General features: G+C 70.8%; 16 protein-coding genes and 1 riboswitch. Of the genes, 4 read left to right on the top strand and 12 right to left on the bottom strand.

All coding sequences use genetic code 11. The annotated features are described in order from the left end of the window. Positions 1-210 precede the first annotated feature (210 nt). Together ACZ7OO_RS17120 and ACZ7OO_RS17115 are read left to right on the top strand one after the other, a co-directional pair. Complete coding sequence (locus tag ACZ7OO_RS17120; RefSeq protein ID WP_471505566.1) at positions 211-831, top strand: uridine kinase family protein; 621 nt, start codon at positions 211-213, stop codon at positions 829-831. A gap of 431 nt (positions 832-1,262) precedes the next feature. After that, entirely contained in the window at positions 1,263-3,122 is a 1,860-nt protein-coding gene (locus ACZ7OO_RS17115) for an AAA family ATPase (RefSeq protein ID WP_471505472.1), read from the top strand. Between the two features lie 79 nt (positions 3,123-3,201). On the opposite strand, the gene ACZ7OO_RS17110 is transcribed toward ACZ7OO_RS17115, so the two are convergent. From ACZ7OO_RS17110 to ACZ7OO_RS17065, 10 genes are all read right to left on the bottom strand, one after another. Continuing rightward, on the bottom strand, positions 3,202-4,290 hold the full coding sequence (locus ACZ7OO_RS17110) for a hemolysin family protein (RefSeq protein ID WP_471505470.1): 1,089 nt from the start codon (positions 4,288-4,290) through the stop codon (positions 3,202-3,204). After that, positions 4,287-5,615, bottom strand: coding sequence for a hemolysin family protein (locus ACZ7OO_RS17105; protein ID WP_471505468.1), 1,329 nt, complete (start codon positions 5,613-5,615; stop codon positions 4,287-4,289). The genes ACZ7OO_RS17110 and ACZ7OO_RS17105 overlap by 4 nt, the downstream gene beginning before the upstream one ends. A 256-nt stretch (positions 5,616-5,871) precedes the next feature. Continuing rightward, positions 5,872-6,327 carry a PH domain-containing protein gene (locus tag ACZ7OO_RS17100; protein WP_471505467.1) on the bottom strand — a complete coding sequence of 152 codons (456 nt, stop codon included), beginning with the start codon at positions 6,325-6,327 and terminating at the stop codon, positions 5,872-5,874. Positions 6,328-6,342: 15 nt separating this feature from the next. After that, positions 6,343-7,191, bottom strand: a complete 849-nt coding sequence (gene hisG / locus ACZ7OO_RS17095; RefSeq protein WP_471505465.1) for an ATP phosphoribosyltransferase — start codon at positions 7,189-7,191, stop codon at positions 6,343-6,345. A gap of 48 nt (positions 7,192-7,239) precedes the next feature. Further along, positions 7,240-7,512, bottom strand: coding sequence for a phosphoribosyl-ATP diphosphatase (locus ACZ7OO_RS17090; RefSeq protein WP_030946750.1), 273 nt, complete (start codon positions 7,510-7,512; stop codon positions 7,240-7,242). A 34-nt stretch (positions 7,513-7,546) separates the two neighbouring features. Next, complete coding sequence (gene ribH, locus ACZ7OO_RS17085) at positions 7,547-8,032, bottom strand: 6,7-dimethyl-8-ribityllumazine synthase (RefSeq protein WP_471505463.1); 486 nt, start codon at positions 8,030-8,032, stop codon at positions 7,547-7,549. Between the two features lie 28 nt (positions 8,033-8,060). Then, on the bottom strand, positions 8,061-9,362 hold the full coding sequence (locus ACZ7OO_RS17080; protein ID WP_471505461.1) for a bifunctional 3,4-dihydroxy-2-butanone-4-phosphate synthase/GTP cyclohydrolase II: 1,302 nt from the start codon (positions 9,360-9,362) through the stop codon (positions 8,061-8,063). After that, entirely contained in the window at positions 9,359-10,000 is a 642-nt protein-coding gene (locus ACZ7OO_RS17075; RefSeq protein WP_471505460.1) for a nicotinamide mononucleotide transporter family protein, read from the bottom strand. Before ACZ7OO_RS17075 ends, ACZ7OO_RS17080 begins: the two co-directional genes overlap by 4 nt. Further along, a complete protein-coding gene (locus tag ACZ7OO_RS17070; protein ID WP_471505458.1) occupies positions 9,997-10,602 on the bottom strand; it encodes a riboflavin synthase in 606 nt (201 codons plus the stop codon). The genes ACZ7OO_RS17075 and ACZ7OO_RS17070 overlap by 4 nt, the downstream gene beginning before the upstream one ends. Before the next feature lie 156 nt (positions 10,603-10,758). Next, positions 10,759-10,889, bottom strand: a riboswitch (FMN riboswitch). 246 nt (positions 10,890-11,135) lie between these two features. Continuing rightward, a complete protein-coding gene (locus ACZ7OO_RS17065; protein WP_471505456.1) occupies positions 11,136-12,428 on the bottom strand; it encodes an ROK family transcriptional regulator in 1,293 nt (430 codons plus the stop codon). A gap of 123 nt (positions 12,429-12,551) precedes the next feature. Here ACZ7OO_RS17065 and ACZ7OO_RS17060 point away from each other — a divergent pair, with 123 nt between their 5' ends. Then, positions 12,552-13,766, top strand: a complete 1,215-nt coding sequence (locus tag ACZ7OO_RS17060; protein WP_471505455.1) for an MFS transporter — start codon at positions 12,552-12,554, stop codon at positions 13,764-13,766. On the opposite strand, the gene ACZ7OO_RS17055 is transcribed toward ACZ7OO_RS17060, so the two are convergent. Both ACZ7OO_RS17055 and ACZ7OO_RS17050 read right to left on the bottom strand, forming a co-directional pair. Continuing rightward, positions 13,726-14,184, bottom strand: coding sequence for an acyl-CoA thioesterase (locus tag ACZ7OO_RS17055; RefSeq protein ID WP_471505453.1), 459 nt, complete (start codon positions 14,182-14,184; stop codon positions 13,726-13,728). The two genes, ACZ7OO_RS17060 and ACZ7OO_RS17055, sit on opposite strands and share 41 nt — an antisense overlap. An 87-nt stretch (positions 14,185-14,271) precedes the next feature. Then, positions 14,272-15,540, bottom strand: coding sequence for an alginate lyase family protein (locus ACZ7OO_RS17050; protein ID WP_471505451.1), 1,269 nt, complete (start codon positions 15,538-15,540; stop codon positions 14,272-14,274). A gap of 163 nt (positions 15,541-15,703) precedes the next feature. On the opposite strand from ACZ7OO_RS17050, the gene ACZ7OO_RS17045 reads away from it, so the two are divergent. Further along, complete coding sequence (locus ACZ7OO_RS17045; protein WP_471505450.1) at positions 15,704-17,083, top strand: uracil-xanthine permease family protein; 1,380 nt, start codon at positions 15,704-15,706, stop codon at positions 17,081-17,083. Positions 17,084-17,105: the final 22 nt, after the last annotated feature.

Raw genomic sequence — 17,105 nt, 5'->3', positions numbered from 1 at the left:
GGGCGCACCGGGAAACGTCCGATTTCGACATATCGGTCAGCGGGTCGGAAATATTGACCTGGTCGCTGGAGAACGGCTCGAAATTAGTTCAAGCAGCTACTTTTCCGGGGCCGCGAACGCCCGCTATGCGCCGCACTACTAGAATGTTTCCTGAAAAGACCCCACACCTCGCGACACCTCGCCACACCTCAGCACACCTCAGGAACCGTCATTCACCGTCTCGCCTCCGCACTTCAGGACCTGCCGCCCTCCTGCGGCCCGGTCCGCCTCGTCGGCGTCGACGGGCACGCCGGCTCGGGAAAGACCACCTTCGCGGGGCGGTTGGCCACCGCGCTGGGCGGGGCGCCGGTGCTCCACCTCGACGACATCGCCAGCCACGAGGAGCTGTTCGCCTGGACCGGCCGGCTGCTGGCCCAGGTGATCGAGCCGCTCGGCCGCGGCGACACCGCGCACTACGCGCCCTACGACTGGCGTGCCCGCACCTTCGGCCCGCCCCGGACGCTGCCGTCGGCGCCTGTGATCCTCGTCGAGGGCGTCGGTGCCGGCCGGCGGGCGCTGCGCCCGTTCCTGGCGCGGCTGCTGTGGATGGAGGTGCCGAGGGAGGAGTCCTGGACCCGGGGCAGGCTGCGGGACGGCACCGAACAGCGGGACTTCTGGGCCGGATGGGTCAGGGCGGAGCGCGCACACTTCATCGAGGACCCGTCAAGACCGTACGCCGACCTTCTGGTGACACAGTCGCAGAAGGGGTACGAGGTACTTCCGGGGCCTGTGAAGACGTTTGGACCGGACCAGGCGGTCACTCACCGTGAAGGACCGTCGGCAGTGTGCTGAACTTGTGAAGAGGCGCCTGTGAGAAGTTGCCTCAGTACCTCAACTCGGCTTGACCCAAGGGCCGTACAGGACTTACGTTCTGAATGTGCGGCCCTTGGGAGCCGCCTCACAGACGCGAAGCCCCCGGTTGTTCCCCCGTGATCGGGGGCTTCGTTCTGCCCTTTACCCCTTTTGCGTGCGCGGCGCGCGCTCCTCCGCTCACCCTCGGTCACCGATCGATGTCCGCCCGGTCTGCTCCCACCTCGCCAAACGGCCTGTGCGGCACCCTTCGGCGGGCGGTGGAACCGCAGGTACGATGCCCTCGGTGCGACCTTCGAACGGCTGCTTCGCGCATCTGCAACTCCGGTCCGCGGCACAGCGGTTCGACCAACGGCGGCCATCGGGGGGAGCCCGGGGGCTGAACCACAGGGGCACGGTTTGTGGGGGACGTGATGGATTTCGGCACGCAGGGCCCCGAGGCCCCGGCCGACCTCGCCTGGCTGCGAGGCGTGGACGCCTACACGATGGGCGCCTATCCGCAGGCGGAGGAGGAGTTCCGCGCCGCGGTACGGATGGATCCCGGGATGGCCGACGCCTGGCTCGGGCTGCACGCGCTGCGCGTCGACACGACGACCGCGCTGCTCAGGATGTTCCGGCACCGGGACCGGTTCGGGGAACAGCGCGCCCGGCACCGCCGTGCGCTCAATTCCTGGTACTGGCTGGGCTGGTGGGTGCAGCCGGTCCTTGAGAACCCGCGCGATCTCCTGCTCGCCCACGCCTCGCACTGGCTGGACGGCCGGCACGTCCCGGAACTCGACCGGGCCCTCGCCGGACTGCCGCCCGTGGACGCCGACCCCCAGGTCCGCTTCCTGCACGCCTGCCGGGCCTATCTGGTCAAGGACTGGGAGCAGTTGGTACGGCACACCGACCCGCTCCTCGACGATGCCATGCTCGGCATCGAGGCAGGGCTCTTCGGCGGCATGGCCCGGGTCCGCCTGGAAATGTACGGCCAGGCAGAACCGCTGCTCTCGGCGGCACTGATGCGCTGCCGCAGCGAGCAGCCGCAGCGTAAGGAGCTGCGCTACTGGCTGGCACGGGCGCACGAGGGCACCGGGCGCAGCGCCGCCGCGCTCCCGCTGTACCGGGCCGTGCACAGGGTCGACCCCGCGTTCATGGACACCTCGGCACGACTGGCCGCGATCGCCGAGGGCGACGGGTACGACGACACCGCCGACCTCGCGGCGATCACGCTCACCGGCGTCGGGCAGGACGTCGTGGACGGGCCGGACCTGCTCGACCCGCTCTTCGGCACGGAGGGGCGCGATCTGCGGCCGGGGGACTCGGAGCCGCCGGCCGGGGCGATGCCGTCGGTGGTCGATCCGGCGGTGCGCGAGAAGGTCGTACCGTCGCCCCCGCTGCCGGCCGGGCCGACCGACCCCGCGTTACTCGAGGAGGCGCTCGCCGAACTGGAGCGCATGGTCGGTCTTGAGCCCGTGAAGCGGCAGGTCAAGGCGCTGTCCGCGCAGTTGAACATGGCCCGGTTGCGGGCCGGGCAGGGGCTGCCGGTGCAGCCTCCGAAACGCCACTTCGTCTTCTCCGGGCCGTCGGGCACCGGGAAGACCACGGTCGCCCGGATTCTGGGGCGGGTGTTCTACGCGCTGGGGCTGCTGGGTGGCGACCACCTGGTGGAGGCGCAGCGGGCCGACCTCGTGGGCGAGTATCTCGGCCAGACCGCAGTGAAGGCGAACGAACTCATCGACTCCGCGATCGGCGGGGTGCTGTTCGTGGACGAGGCCTACTCGCTGTCCAACTCCGGCTACGGCAAGGGGGACGCGTACGGCGACGAGGCGCTGCAGGTGCTGCTGAAGCGGGCCGAGGACAACCGCGACCACCTGGTGGTGATCCTGGCCGGCTACCCGGAGGGCATGGACCGGCTGCTGGCCGCCAACCCCGGGCTCTCCTCCCGTTTCACGACCCGCGTGGACTTTCCCTCCTACCGCCCCCTCGAGCTGACCTCGATCGGCGAGGTGCTGGCCGCGGAGAACGGTGACGCGTGGGACGAGGAGGCGCTGGAGGAGCTGCGGTCGATCGCCGGACACGTGGTCGACCAGGGATGGATCGACGAGCTGGGCAACGGGCGGTTCCTGCGGACGCTGTACGAGAAGAGCTGTGCGTACCGGGATCTGCGGTTGTCCACGTATCCCGGGGTGCTGTCGAGGGACGACCTGGCGACGTTACGCCTGCCGGACCTGATGCAGGCGTACGGGGAAGTGCTGTCGGGACGGGGACCGCAGGATCCGGCCGGTATGTAGGTGCGGACGGGCAACGCCCCACAAGGGGCACGGGGAACTGCGCGACCAGCCCCCGCCGGCCCGCAGCTCCCCGCGACGCTCAGCCCACGGCCACTTCCTCCGGCTCCCCGCTCACCCGCGGCTCCGGTGTTCTGGGCGGCGTCGGCTGATCCCGGTGCGCGGGGTCCGTCACCTCGCCCACCAGCAGTTCCAGTACGTCCTCCAGTGCCGCCAGCCCCAGCACCCTGCCGTTGCCGTCGGCGACCTGCGCGAGGTGCGTCGCCGCCCGGCGCATCACCGTCAGCGCGTCGTCCAGGGGCAGCTCGGCCCGCAGGGTGGTCATCGGGCGCCATATCTGCTGCGGCACCGCACGGTCCGAGTCCTCCAGGTCGAGTACGTCCTTCACGTGCACGTAGCCCATGAACGCACCGGACTCTGCCGCGACGGGGAAGCGGGAGTAGCCGGTGCGTGCGGTGAGTTCGACGATCTGGCCCGGGGTGACCGACGGGGGGACGGTGATCAGGGACTCGCGTCGCAGGAGTACGTCCGTCACCGGGCGGGAGCCCAGCTCCAGCGCGTCCTCCAGCCGCTCCTGCTCCTCGGGGTCGAGGAGGCCCGCCTGGCCGGAGTCCTCGAGCAGCCGGTTGAGCTGCTCGCTGGTGACGACTGCCTCGACCTCGTCCTTCGGCTCCACGCGGAAGAGCTTCAGGATGCCCTGGGCACAGGCGCCCAGGGCGACCGTGATCGGCCGGCACACACGGGCGAACGCCACCAGGCCGGGGCTCAGCCACAGCGCCGCCTTCTCGGGCGCCGCCATCGCCAGGTTCTTCGGCACCATCTCGCCGATGACGAGGTGGAAGAAGACGACTCCGGCCAGCGCGATCACATAGCCCAGCGGGTGGATCACGCCCTCGGGCAGACGCACCGCCTCGAACACCGGCTCCAGCAGGTGCGCCACGGTCGGCTCGGCCACCGCGCCCAGCGTCAGCGAGCAGACGGTGATGCCGAACTGGGCCGCGGCCATCATCTGCGGGAGGCGTTCCAGGCCGTAGAGGACCTGGCGTGCCCTGGCCGTGCCCAGCGGTTCGACCTGGCTGCGGCGGACGGACACGAGGGCGAACTCGGCGCCCACGAAGAACCCGTTGGTCAGCACCAGCAGGGCGGCGAAGACCAGTTGGAGGACGCTCACCGGGCGGCCTCCGCTACGGCGGGGGCGGTGCGGACCAGGCGGACCCGCTCGGCGCGGTAGTGGCCGACCCGGCGGACCGACAGCCGCCAACCGGGCAGCTCGGCACGGTCGCCGGGCGCCGGGATCCGGCCGAGGAGGTCGGCGACCAGGCCGGCGACCGTCTCGTACGGGCCCTCGGGCACGTCGAGGCCTATCCGCTGGAGGATGTCGACGCGGACACTGCCGTCGACATCCCACGCGGGCTTGCCGTCCTGGGGCGGGGCCGCCGCGAGTTCCGGCGCGTCCGGGCTGTCGTGCTCGTCACGGACCTCGCCGACGAGTTCCTCGACGATGTCCTCCAGGGTGACCACGCCGGCCGTACCGCCGTACTCGTCGACGACGACCGCGATGGGCTGCTCGGAGCGGAGCCGGGCGAGCAGCGGCTGGACCGGGAGGGTCTCGGGGACCAGCAGCGCCTTGCGGGCGATGCGGCCGACGGGGGTGCGCAGCCGGTCGCGGACCGGGACCGCCAGGGCGTCCTTGAGGTGGGCCATGCCGACGATCTCGTCGATCTTCTCCCGGTAGACCGGGAAGCGGGACAGGCCGGTGGCCCGGGTGAGGTTGACCACGTCCTCGGCGGTCGCCGAGTCCTGGAGCACGCTGACCTTGACTCGGGGGGTCATGACGTGCTGCGCGGTCAGCTCGCCCAGGGAGAGGGTGCGGACGAAGAGGTCGGCCGTGTCCTGCTCCAGCGCGCCGGCCTGGGCGGAGTGCCGGGCCAGCGAGACCAGCTCGCCCGGGGTGCGGGCGGAGGCCAGCTCCGCGGTGGGTTCGACGCCCAGGGCCCGCACCAGGCGGTTCGCGACCGTGTTCAGCATCGCGATGACCGGGCGGAACAGGCGGGAGAAGCGGGCCTGCGGGCCGGCGACGAAGCGCGCGACCTGGAGCGGCTTGGAGACCGCCCAGTTCTTGGGCACGAGTTCGCCGATCACCATCTGGATCGCCGAGGCGAGCAGCATGCCGACGACGACGGCGATACCGGAGACGGCGCCCTCGGGGAGGCCGATCGCGGTGAACGGGCCGCGCAGCAGCTCGGCCAGTGCCGGTTCGGCGAGCATGCCGACGACCAGGGAGGTGATGGTGATGCCGAGCTGGGTGCCGGAGAGCTGGAAGGAGAGTTCCTTCAGCGATTCGACGACCGTGCCGGCGCGCTTGTCACCGTCGGCGGCGGCCTTCTCGGCCTCGGGTCGCTCCACGGTCACCAGGCCGAACTCGGCGGCCACGAAGAAACCGTTGGCGAGGATGAGCAGGAACGCGGCTGCCAGGAGCAGCAGGGGGGTGGTCATGATGCCGCCGCCTCCGAAGCTTCGCGGACTCCGACAAGGCAGTCCGCGGTATGTCGGGAGGGGGCGGCGCAGGTACTACAGGACGATCCGTCCATCGCCGGAGAGGGTCACTCCTCGGGTAGCAGGAACCCCTGTGCGCGGGGCGCGCGACAGGGGCGGAGGCGGGACGTGAAAAGCCTCCACCAACAGATTAATCAAGACAAGGGCCACTACGGCAGGGTGGCCGACCCGGAGCCGGCCCCGAAGTTGCGTGATTTCAGCCCTGGTGCTGCTCGGGGTCGTGGATCGTGTGGGCCTCGGCGAGGGCCCGCAGGGCCTTGGCGTCGGCGATGGCGCGCTGCTTGGCGATGCCCGGCTGGATGCCGAGCGCGGGCAGGCTGGTGCCGTCGCTGAGGTTCAGGAACACCCACGGATCACCCGGGCGGAGGTTCACCTGGAGGATCTCCGCCCACTCCAGGCGCCGCTTGCTGGCGATGTTGACGACGGTGACCCCGGACTCGTCGGCGACCACCTTCACCCGGGCCAGCTGGGCCAGTACCCAGAAAATCAGCGCGCCGGTGATGACGAAGCTGAGCTGCTCCCCCGGGCCGAGCTGCTCGAGGAGCAGCGCGACACCGGAGATGGTGACGAAGATGGCGACGCCCGCGGTGAGCAGGATCGCCCGGGTGTGGCCCGGCCGGAAGGTGACGGGGAGGGAAGGAAGGTCTGACATCTCTCGCGGGTTGTCTCAGAGGCGGCAGGCGTGGATGGCCGTGGTCAGGATCGCGCGGGCGCCGATGTCGTACAGATCGTCCATGATCCGCTGCGCGTCCTTGGTGGGGACCATGGCGCGGACGGCGACCCAGCCCTCGTTGTGCAGCGGGGAGACGGTCGGGGACTCCAGGCCCGGGGTGAGCGCGACGGCCCTCTCCAGCTGCTCGACCCGGCAGTCGTAGTCCATCATCACGTACGTCCGCGCGACCAGGACGCCCTGGAGGCGGCGCAGGAACTGCTGGACCTTGGGTTCCTCGATGTCGGCGCCGGCCCGGCGGATGACGATCGCCTCGGAGGTCATGATCGGCTCGCCGAAGACCTCCAGACCCGCGTTGCGCAGCGAGGTGCCGGTCTCGACGACGTCGGCGATGACCTCGGCGACACCCAGTTCGATGGCGGTCTCGACGGCGCCGTCCAGATGGACGACGGAGGCGTCGACGCCGCTGTCGGCGAGGTGCTTGGCGACGATGCCCTCGTAGGAGGTGGCGACCGTCTTGCCCTTCAGGTCCGCCAGGCCGTCGGCCGCGCCGGGCTTGGAGGCGAAGCGGAAGGTGGAGCGGGCGAAGCCGAGCGGCAGGATCTCCTCGGCGTTGGCGCCGGAGTCGATGAGCAGGTCACGGCCGGTGATGCCGATGTCCAGGCGGCCGGAGGAGACGTAGATCGCGATGTCCCGGGGACGCAGGTAGAAGAACTCGACGTCGTTGACCGGGTCGACGATGCGCAGTTCCTTGGACTCCCGGCGCTGCCGGTAGCCGGCCTCATGCAGCATGTCCGCCGCAGGGCCTGAGAGGGAACCCTTGTTGGGGACGGCGATGCGCAGCATGAGGTCGGCTTCCTTCGCTCGAAAAGGGGGGTTTGTCTGGAAAGGGTTTTACAGGTGGGCGTAGACGTCGTCCAGCGAGATCCCGCGGGCGACCATCATCACCTGGACGTGGTAGAGCAGCTGCGAGATCTCCTCGGCGGCCGCCTCCTTGCCCTCGTACTCGGCGGCCATCCAGACCTCGGCGGCCTCTTCGACGACCTTCTTGCCGATGGCATGGACGCCCTTGCCGACCAGCTCGGCGGTGCGGGACGTGGCGGGGTCGCCGTGGGCGGCCTTGTGCTGGAGCTCGGTGAAGAGCTCCTCGAAAGTCTTGTTGGACATGGTGAGCGCCAGACTACGCCAAATGCTGCTTCGCTCAGTGCCAGGGTTCGGATACTGAGCGGAGGGTCGCCGCCGTCGCCACCGCCGCCGTCACCGCCTCGTGGCCCTTGTCCTCGTTGGAGCCCGCAAGACCGGCCCGGTCCAGGGCCTGCTCCTCGTTGTCGCAGGTGAGCAGGCCGAAGCCGACCGGGACACCGGTCTCGACGGAGACCTGGGTGAGACCCTGGGTGACGCCCTGGCACACGTACTCGAAGTGCGGGGTGCCGCCGCGGATGACCACACCGAGGGCGACCACCGCGTCGTAGCCGCGGCCCGCGAGGACCTTGGCGGCGACCGGGAGTTCCCAGCTGCCGGGGACCCGCAGCAGGGTCGGCTCGTCGATTCCCAGGTCCCGCAGGGCGCGCAGGGCCCCGTCCACCAGACCGTCCATCACCTTCTCGTGCCACTGGGCCGCGATGACGGCGACCCGCAGGTCGCTGACATTGCGTACGGACAGCTCCGGTGCACCCTTGCCGCTCACGTTCTTGTGTCTCCCTCAGTGCTGTTCTCTACTGGTTGCCGCAGGTGGCCACAGCGGCTGTCGCAGCCGGTGTGTCCAGCCAGGGCAGGTCATGGCCCATCCGGTCCCGCTTGGTGCGCAGGTAGCGGAGGTTGTGCTCGCCCGCCTCGACGGGCATCGGCTCCCGGCCGCTGATCTTGAGGCCGTGGCTGAGCAGCGCGTCGCTCTTGTCGGGGTTGTTGGTCATCAGCCGCACGCTGCGCACGCCGAGGTCGGCCAGGATCTGGGCGCCGGCGCCGTAGTCGCGGGCGTCGGCGGGCAGGCCGAGTTCGAGGTTGGCGTCGAGGGTGTCGCGGCCGCGCTCCTGGAGTTCGTAGGCGCGCAGCTTGGACAGCAGCCCGATGCCCCGCCCCTCGTGTCCGCGCAGATAGACGACGACGCCCCGGCCCTCGTCCTGGATGCGCTCCAGGGCGGCGTCGAGCTGGGGGCCGCAGTCGCAGCGGGCGGAGCCGAAGACGTCCCCGGTGAGGCACTCGGAGTGGACGCGGACCAGGACGTCCTCGCCGTCGCCGATCTCGCCGTGGACGAGGGCGACATGCTCGACGCCGTCGGTGGTGGAGCGATAGCCGTACGCCGTGAAAGTCCCGTGTCCGGTGGGGAGGTTGACCTCGGCCTCGCGGCGGACGGTGGGCTCGGCGCCGCGGCGGTAGGTGATCAGGTCCGCGATGGAGATGATCGTCAGGCCGTGCTTGCGGGCGAACGGGATCAGCTCGGGGAGGCGGAGCATACGGCCGTCCTCGCCGGCGATCTCCACGATGGCACCGGCCGGGCGCAGGCCCGCGAGCCGGGCGAGGTCGACGGCGGCCTCGGTGTGACCGTTGCGGGTGAGGACACCCCCGGGCCGGGCGCGCAGCGGGAAGACATGGCCGGGGCGGACGAAGTCCGAGGGCTCGGCGCCGCCGTGGGCCAGCAGCTGGAGGGTGGTGGCGCGGTCGGCGGCGGAGATACCGGTGGTGACGCCGTGCGCGGCGGAGGCGTCCACGGAGACGGTGAACGCGGTCTTCATGGACTCGGTGTTGTCCTCGACCATCTGCGGCAGCTGGAGCCGGTCGAGTTCCGCGCCCTCCATGGGCGCGCAGATCAGACCGCGGCACTCGCTCATCATGAAGGCGATGATCTCGGGGGTGGCCTTCTCGGCGGCGATGACGAGGTCGCCCTCGTTCTCGCGGTCCTCGTCGTCGACGACCACGATCGGCCGGCCGGCCGCGATGTCGGCGATGGCCTGCTCGACGGGGTCGAGGGCGAGGTCGTCGACGCCGTCGCTGCTGTAGAGAATCGGTGCCGCAGTCATGCGGGTGCCCCTTCCAGAGCGGGCCGCGAGCCCTGGCGGGAGCGCAGCCACCAGTCGCGCATGCCCCACAGGACGAGCGCGCCGTAGATGACGTAGACGAAGCCGGAGAAGGCGTAGCCGTTGGCGAAGTTGAGGGGGACGCCGACCAGGTCGACCAGGAGCCAGGCGATCCAGAACTCGACCATGCCGCGCGCCTGGGCGTACATGGCGACGACCGTGCCGACGAAGATGTAGGCGTCCGGCCAGGGGTCCCAGGACAGGGACGGGTAGGCCTTGAAGAGCAGGGCGACGGCGACGGTGCCGACGGCCGCGGCGGCGACCATCGCGCCGCGCTCGCGCCAGGTGGCGAACCGGGGGGCGATGTGCCCGTCGGCGCCCTGGCCCTTGTTGCGGTTCCACTGCCACCAGCCGTACACCGCGACGACCATGACGACGGCCTGCTTGCCGGCGCTGCCGGTGAGGTGGCCGTAGAAGGCGCCGAAGAGGATGAGGCCGGAGGCGAACTGGACCGGCCAGCTCCACAGGTTGCGGCGCCAGCCGAGGGCGAGGGCGGCCAGGCCGAGGATGTTGCCGATCATGTCCGACCAGAGGATGTGCTGGCCGAACAGGACGAAGGCCTCGGAGTTGAGCGAGTTCACCGCCCGGCCCCCTGACCGGCCGCGAGCAGCCGCTCCACGTACTTAGCGACGACGTCGACCTCGAGGTTGACCGGGTCGCCGGGCTGCTTGAGGCCGAGGGTGGTCAGGTCGAGGGTGGTCGGGATGAGACTGACGGTGAAGTAGTCGGGTCCGGCCTCGACGACGGTGAGGCTGATGCCGTCGACGGTGATGGAGCCCTTCTCGACGACATAGCGGGCGAGGTCGGCGGGGAGGGAGACCCTGACGATCTCCCAGTGCTCGGAGGGGGTGCGGGACAGCACCTGACCGGTGCCGTCGACATGGCCCTGCACGATGTGACCGCCGAGCCGGGAGCCGACGGCGGTGGGGCGCTCCAGGTTGACGCGGGAGCCGACGTCCAGCGCGCCGAGGGAGGAGCGCTTGAGGGTCTCCTGCATGACGTCGGCGGTGAACTCGTCGCCCTCGTGCTCCACGACGGTCAGACAGACCCCGTTCACGGCGATGGAGTCGCCGTGCTGTGCGCCCTCGGTCACTACGGGGCCACGGAGCCGGAAACGGGAGGCGTCGCCGAGGTTCTCGACGGCGGTGATCTCACCCAGCTCTTCGACGATTCCGGTGAACACTTCCCGGGTCCTCCTGCCTCAAAGGGGCACGGACTCCGGGGCCTGTCGACGAACGACAGAAGGGACGGAAGAACACACTGGGAGCGACGCCGACAAGGTCCCGCCCGTGACGGACGAGACCAGATACGGCGGCGCGCACAGGTACATGCTCGCCCGCCGCGCACTGCCTCCCATCCGGACTTTAACCGTCGGTCCAGGAATTCCACCTGGTCAACCGGCCGCTGGAAGCGGACGGGTCGCGGACTGTAACCGCCGGTTCGGAGTTTCACCGACCCCGGAGTGCGCTGCTTCTGGTACACGGCCAGTGTGCCACGCCCGGCGGTGGTCCATACAGGGTAGGCGTGTGGGCTGCCTCACAACCCATGCCGCTGGACTTCCCTGACGGGCCGCCATATGCCCAACCGGCCCTTGGACCAGGCATCTTGACCTGATCCACAGCTATTGACCCTTTGGTCTAGTCCATTTATGGTTCGAGCGGGCCCGGCGACGGTGACGACGGCCCTTGCCCGTCGCCGGGTCGCCCACCCGCGCGGTCAGCGGTTCTGCGGTGCGAACAGTTCGTCCTGGGCGCGCTCCCGTGCCGTCAGAAGTGCTCCGCGAAGGACCGCCGGTCCTCCCAGGCCGCTCGCCCGTACCTCGGTGGCCAGCGGGGACATCCGGCGCAGCCGCTCCTCGACCCGCGTGGCGAGCGGCGCGCCGCCGGCCGAGCCGATCTCGCCGCCGAGGACCACGCAGCCGGGGTCCAGGACGGCTACGACGGCTGCCACGCCGACGGCGATTCGGTCGGCGAGGGCGTCGAGGAAGCGGCCGGGGTGTGCCGGGCGGGGCCGGCGGCCGCCCGGGGGCCCGTCATGGCCCGTCCCGCGGCTCTCCGCACCCCTGTGGGGCGCTACAGACCCACCGTCGGCTTCACTGGTGTTCCGTACCGCCTCCCTGACCAGCCATGCCGCGGCGGGCTCGGGGCCGGTCGAGGCCGCCGGTCCCAGCCCGTGCTCCTCGGCCAGTTCCGCGATCGCGGCCGCCCCCACCAGGGAGTGGTATCCACCCGCGCAGTCCGTCGCCGACGGCAGTGCGCGCGTGCCCGGGACCGGCAGGAAGCCGATCTCGCCCGTGCCACCGGAGGCGCCCCGGCGCAGGCTGCCGTCCAGGACTACGGCGGCGCCGCAGCTGTGCCCCAGCCAGAGCAGTACGAAGGTGTCGCGGCAGCGGGCGACACCCTCCTGCTGTTCGGCGAGGGCGGCCAGGTTGGTCTCGTTCTCGACGCTGACCCGGGCCTTGGGGAACCGCTCCTGGAGGGCGGCGACCAGCCGGCGGTGCCAGGCCGGCAGGCCCGCCGAGTCGCGGAGTTCACCGCTCGCCGGGTCGATCAGCCCGGGCGCCCCGATGCCGACGGTGTGCAACCGCCCGCCGCCGCAGGCCCCCGCCTCCTTGGTCGCCCGCTCCACCAGCTCCACCGCCTGCTCGACGGCCGCCGCCTCCCCCGCCTCCGGGCCGACCGGCACCGCCCCTTCGGCCAGCACCCGCCCCACCAGGTCGGACACCAGCACCGAGACGCCCTCGGTGCGTACGTCGAGGGCAGCCAGACAGGCTCGGTCGGCGACGATGCCGTACAGCCGGGCGTTCGGTCCCCGGCGCTGTTCGCCGGCTTCGCCGACCACCGTGATCAGGCCGGACTCGCTGAGCCGTTCGACGAGGTCGGCCACGGTCGGCCGGGACAGCCCGGTCAGCTGTTTCAACTGCCCTGCCGTCAGCGGACCTTCCTGCTGAAGCAGGGTCAGGGCGAGCCGGTCGTTGATGGCCCGGGCGGTGCTCGGTGATGCGGGCATGGCGGGCATCCTCCCAGATCGACGCGGCCCAGGACGGCCACATCACTCCCTATCTATCAGGCAGGCTACCTGATAGTTTACGCCCGACAGCGGGGCGGCACCCACCCGGGGAGGGGCAGGACCATGAAAGACGTGGGTTACGAGCGGCACGAGGTGAAGCGCGCGCGGTACGCCGTCGCGGCCGTGTTCACCGTGCACGGTGCCGTCACCGGCTCGTTCGCGACGCGGGTGCCCTGGATCCAGGATCATGCCGGGCTGAGCGCGGGCCAGCTCGGCTTCGCGCTCGCCTTCACCGCGTTCGGCGCCTCGTGCTCGATGCCGCTGGCGGGCCGGATCAGCCACCGCTTCGGCAGCCGCACCGCACTGCGCGCACTGATCGCGATGTGGACGCTGTCCCTGGTCCTGCCGTCCCTCGCGCCGAACCTGTACACACTCTGCCTGGCGATGTTCGTGTACGGCGCGAGCGCGGGCATGGCCGACGTCGCGATGAACGCGCTCGGCGTGGAGGTCGAGCGGCTGCAAGGCAGGTCGATCATGTCGGGGCTGCACGGCATGTGGAGCGCGGGCGCCCTGCTCGGCTCGGCGGCGGGCACCCTCGCCGCACACCTCGGCTCGGACGCCCGGCTGCACTTCACGCTGGCCGCCGCCACCCTCACCGTGCTCGGCGTCCTGGCGGCCGGCTGGGTGCTGGACGTGCGGCCCGCCGAGGACGAGGAGCCGCCGCCGCGGTTCGCGCTGCCGCCCCGGTCGGCGCTGCTGATCGGCGCTGTCGGCTTCTGCGCGGTGTTCGCGGAGGGGGCGAGCCTGGACTGGTCGGCGGTGTTCCTGCGGGACCGGATGGACAGTTCGGCGGCGCTCGCGGCGGCCACCACCACGGGGTTCATGCTGACCATGGCGGTCGCCCGGATCAGCGGGGACGCGGTGGTGAACCGCTTCGGCACGGTGCGTACCGTGCGCGCCGGGGGTGTGCTGGCCGCGCTCGGCGGTCTGCTGATCGTCCTCGCCGGGCATCCGGCGGTGGCGATGACCGGGTTCGCGCTGATGGGCCTCGGCATCGCCGTTGTCGTACCGCTGTGCTTCGCGGCGGCCGGGCACGCCGGGCCTAACCCGAGTCAGGCCATCGCCGGCGTGGCGACGATCACCTACACCTCGGGGTTGATCGCACCCGGCCTGATCGGCGGGGTGGCCCAGGCGACCAGCCTGGTGGTGTCGTTCGGTGTGGTCACGGCGCTGACCTGCGGCCTGGTGGTGTTCGCGGGCGTGTTGCGCGCCGGGGAACGGGGGGTGCGGGCGGAGGTCAGCTCGCTGGCCGCAGCAGTTCCCGACCCGCGGTCCTGAAGCGCTCGCTCCAGGGGGCGGGGCGCAGGCTGGCGGCGTCCAGCCGGACCAGGACCCGGGTGCCGTGCGCGTAGGTGGTCGCCCCGTCCGCCGAGCAGAACCGGAAGCCGTAGGTCAGGCCGGTGTTGCCGAGCCGTTCCAGCCAGAGATGGACGGCGTAGGTGCCCGGCCGGGAGACCGGCGCCTCGTAGCTGATCCGGAGTTCCCTGACCGCGTTGCAGGCGTCCTCGGCCGCGGCCCAGTCGCCCTCGAAGGCGAAGCCGTGCGCCTGCCAGAGCTCGGCCCAGGCCCGCTCCACCATCACCGGGTAGCGGGCGTTGTGGAGCAGCCCGAGCGCGTCCAGGTCGTCGAAGTGGACGGTGACGGGGATCAGCCGGCCGTAGGACAGGGCGGGGGCGATCGAGGCTTCGGCGGTCACGGGGTGGGGCTCCTGAGTGTTGCTGACATGTCGCTGACCTTCAGTCTAAGCGGGCGCTCAGCATGCCCGGCCAGGAGCCCCCGGGTCTCAACCCGCGATCGAGTCCAGTTGCTCGGCGGCCGGCCGCAGCGCCCAGAGGTCACCGCCGGGCGGCGCCTCCAGCTGTCGAACCGCCCGCTGGGCCGCCTTGTCGCCGGCGTCGGCCGCCGCGTGCACGACGTCGGCCGCCGCGTAGCGGTGGAATTCCAGCTCCGGGTACGGCCAGGCGGTGGCCCCGGTCGCGGCGGGCAGCAGATAGCCCACGGCCTTGAACAGGCTCTGCCCGTGCGGTCCCCGGTAGGTCCAGAGGTTCACCCCGACATGCCGGCCGATGGCCGCGAGCCGGGTGTAGGCGACCAGGTCGAAGGTCGAGTAGTGCCAGCTCCTGGTCCGGGTCAGCTCCTGCGGCTGGCTTCCGTCGGCCGCGATCTGCGGGTCGATCCGCTTGGCCCGCGCGTCCAGCACGGTCTTCCTGGCCAGCGCCCTGTCGCCGGTCGCGTAGGCGAGGGCGGCGAGCTGCATGTCGTAGAAGGTGCCGTGGTTGTTGGCCGCGGCGCCCTCCTCCTTGCCGAAGTCGCTGTTCTTCAGCCAGTCACGGAAGTCCGTGTTCCAACTGAGCATCCCGGCACGGTCCTTGGCGCTCCAGCCGGGTGCCCCGGTGGCGAGGATGGCGAGAGCGTCGACCACGCTCGTGTACGACTGGGAGAAGTCGATGACGCCGATGGCCCGGCCGTCGTACTTGCAGGGGATGAACTGGGCATGGTTCAGGTTCGGGTTCATCCGGGTCGCCGGGTCGAGGAACCAGGTGCGCAGGACCTGTCCGGCCTTCTCGGCGTACTCCCGGTTACCCGTGTAGTACCAGGCCAGGGAGAGGTCGTACGTCGAGTCGAAGACCTTCTCCACGTCCTGGCGGTCGGTGCCGCTGTCGACCTCGGGGTTGCGCTGGCCGTCGCGCTGGACGTAGGGGCAGCCCCAGGGGTTGTCGGCGGTGGGTGTGGTGGTGGGCCACCAGTAGGGGGCCTGGCTCAGGTAGTCGTGGACGCCACCGCCGGGGGCGGGCTTCGGTTTGTCGACGACCGTCCAGGGGCCCTGGTCCAGCCAGGCGTCGGCGCGGCTGGTCAGGTCCTTGAGGGCGCGGCGGAGTCGGGGGTTGCCGCGATCGAGGTCGGCCTTGGTCCGCTGGAGCCGGGTGCCGTCCACAACGGCGGTGTCGGGAGCTTTCGGGGCCCTCGCGGTCGCATGGGCGGAGGGGACGAGGACGGCCCCCATGGCCGCCAGCGCCGTCAGGACGACGGCCGTGCGGGATCTTCCACTCATCGAGCACTCCGATCAGCATGAAGCAGGTGAATCATATACGTGAACATCGTTCACGAGTAGGACCGTGTGAGCGTAGGACCGCCAGGTAGCCATGACAATGGTTCGGAACGCCTTCATGTACGAAGCCGTCTTCACAGCACTTCGAAGAAAGCGAACCCCCACCATGGATCTCGGCGTGCGCTGGAAACTGCACGGCGACGGGCGCACGCCCGCGCCCGGAGCGGTGGTACGCCCCGACGAACGGCTCTCCTGGCCCCGCACGGTCGGGCTCGGCGCCCAGCACGTGGTCGCGATGTTCGGTGCGTCCTTCGTCGCCCCGGTACTGATGGGCCTGGACCCCAACCTCGCGATCATGATGTCCGGCGTCGCGACCGTGATCTTCCTGCTCGCGACCCGCGGCCGGGTCCCCAGCTATCTGGGCTGTTCCCTGTCCTTCGTCGGGGTCGCGGCCGTGATCCGCGCGCAGGGCGGCACCAGCGCCACCGTGACCGGCGCGGTCTTCGTGGTCGGCGTCGTGCTCTTCCTGATCGGCCTGGCCGTCCAGCGCTTCGGCGCCCGGATCATCCACACCGCGATGCCGCCGATCGTCACCGGCGCGGTCGTGATGCTGATCGGCTTCAACCTGGCCCCGGTGACCGCCTCCACCTACTGGCCGCAGGACCAGTGGACCGCCCTGCTGGTGATGGCCTTCACCGGTATGGCCGTCGTCTGTCTGCGTGGTTTCTGGTCACGTATCGCGATCTTCCTGGGCCTGGTCTTCGGGTACGTCCTCTCCTGGGCCCTCGACCGCATCTTCGGCAAGATCCACTCCATGAGTCCGAGCGGCAGGGTCACCGACCACTGGCGGCTGGACCTCTCCGGCGTCGGCAAGGCGGACTGGATCGGGCTGCCGTCCTTCCACGGACCGTCCTTCCAGTGGTCGGCGATCCTCGTCGCCCTCCCGGTCGTGATCGCCCTGGTCGCGGAGAACGCCGGACACGTCAAGGCAGTCGGCGAGATGACCGGCGACCCGCTCGACGACAAGCTGGGCACGGCGATCTCGGCCGACGGCGTCGCTTCCATGCTCTCCACCGCCGTGGGCGGCCCGCCCAACACCACCTACTCCGAGAACATCGGCGTGATGGCCGCGACCCGTGTCTACTCCACCGCCGCCTACTGGGCCGCCGCCTGCTTCGCGCTGCTCTTCGGCGTCTGTCCCAAGTTCGGAGCGGTCGTGGCCGCGATCCCGGGCGGGGTCCTCGGTGGCATCACCGTCATCCTGTACGGCATGATCGGCCTGCTCGGCGCCCAGATCTGGCTGCACGCCAAGGTCGATCTGCGCAACCCGCTGAACCTGGTCCCGGCGGCCGCGGGCATCATCATCGGCGTCGGCAACGTCACCATGAAGTTCACCGACACCTTCTCGCTGAGCGGTATCGCCCTCGGCACGCTGGTCGTCATCACCGGCTACCACGCCCTGCGCGCCTTCGCCCCCGCCCACCTCAAGCGGCAGGAACCCCTCTTCGACGAGGGCACCAGTTCCTACGACGAGGCCAAGTCGTAGGCAGCATAGGACGGGGTGAAGG

The organism is Streptomyces sp. NPDC111744, assembly GCF_055634995.1.
Note: the sequence above shows the minus strand (reverse complement) of the source record. Positions and strands in the feature narration are given on the sequence as shown.

Coding starts and splice junctions, on each gene's coding strand:
- ACZ7OO_RS17115 (WP_471505472.1), top strand. CDS start 1,263: ATGGATTTCGGCACGCAGGGCCCCGAGGCCCCGGCCGACCTCGCCTGG.
- ACZ7OO_RS17105 (WP_471505468.1), bottom strand. CDS start 5,615: ATGACCACCCCCCTGCTGCTCCTGGCAGCCGCGTTCCTGCTCATCCTC.
- ACZ7OO_RS17100 (WP_471505467.1), bottom strand. CDS start 6,327: ATGTCAGACCTTCCTTCCCTCCCCGTCACCTTCCGGCCGGGCCACACC.
- hisG (WP_471505465.1), bottom strand. CDS start 7,191: ATGCTGCGCATCGCCGTCCCCAACAAGGGTTCCCTCTCAGGCCCTGCG.
- ACZ7OO_RS17090 (WP_030946750.1), bottom strand. CDS start 7,512: ATGTCCAACAAGACTTTCGAGGAGCTCTTCACCGAGCTCCAGCACAAG.
- ACZ7OO_RS17080 (WP_471505461.1), bottom strand. CDS start 9,362: ATGACTGCGGCACCGATTCTCTACAGCAGCGACGGCGTCGACGACCTC.
- ACZ7OO_RS17065 (WP_471505456.1), bottom strand. CDS start 12,428: ATGCCCGCATCACCGAGCACCGCCCGGGCCATCAACGACCGGCTCGCC.
- ACZ7OO_RS17060 (WP_471505455.1), top strand. CDS start 12,552: ATGAAAGACGTGGGTTACGAGCGGCACGAGGTGAAGCGCGCGCGGTAC.
- ACZ7OO_RS17050 (WP_471505451.1), bottom strand. CDS start 15,540: ATGAGTGGAAGATCCCGCACGGCCGTCGTCCTGACGGCGCTGGCGGCC.
- ACZ7OO_RS17045 (WP_471505450.1), top strand. CDS start 15,704: ATGGATCTCGGCGTGCGCTGGAAACTGCACGGCGACGGGCGCACGCCC.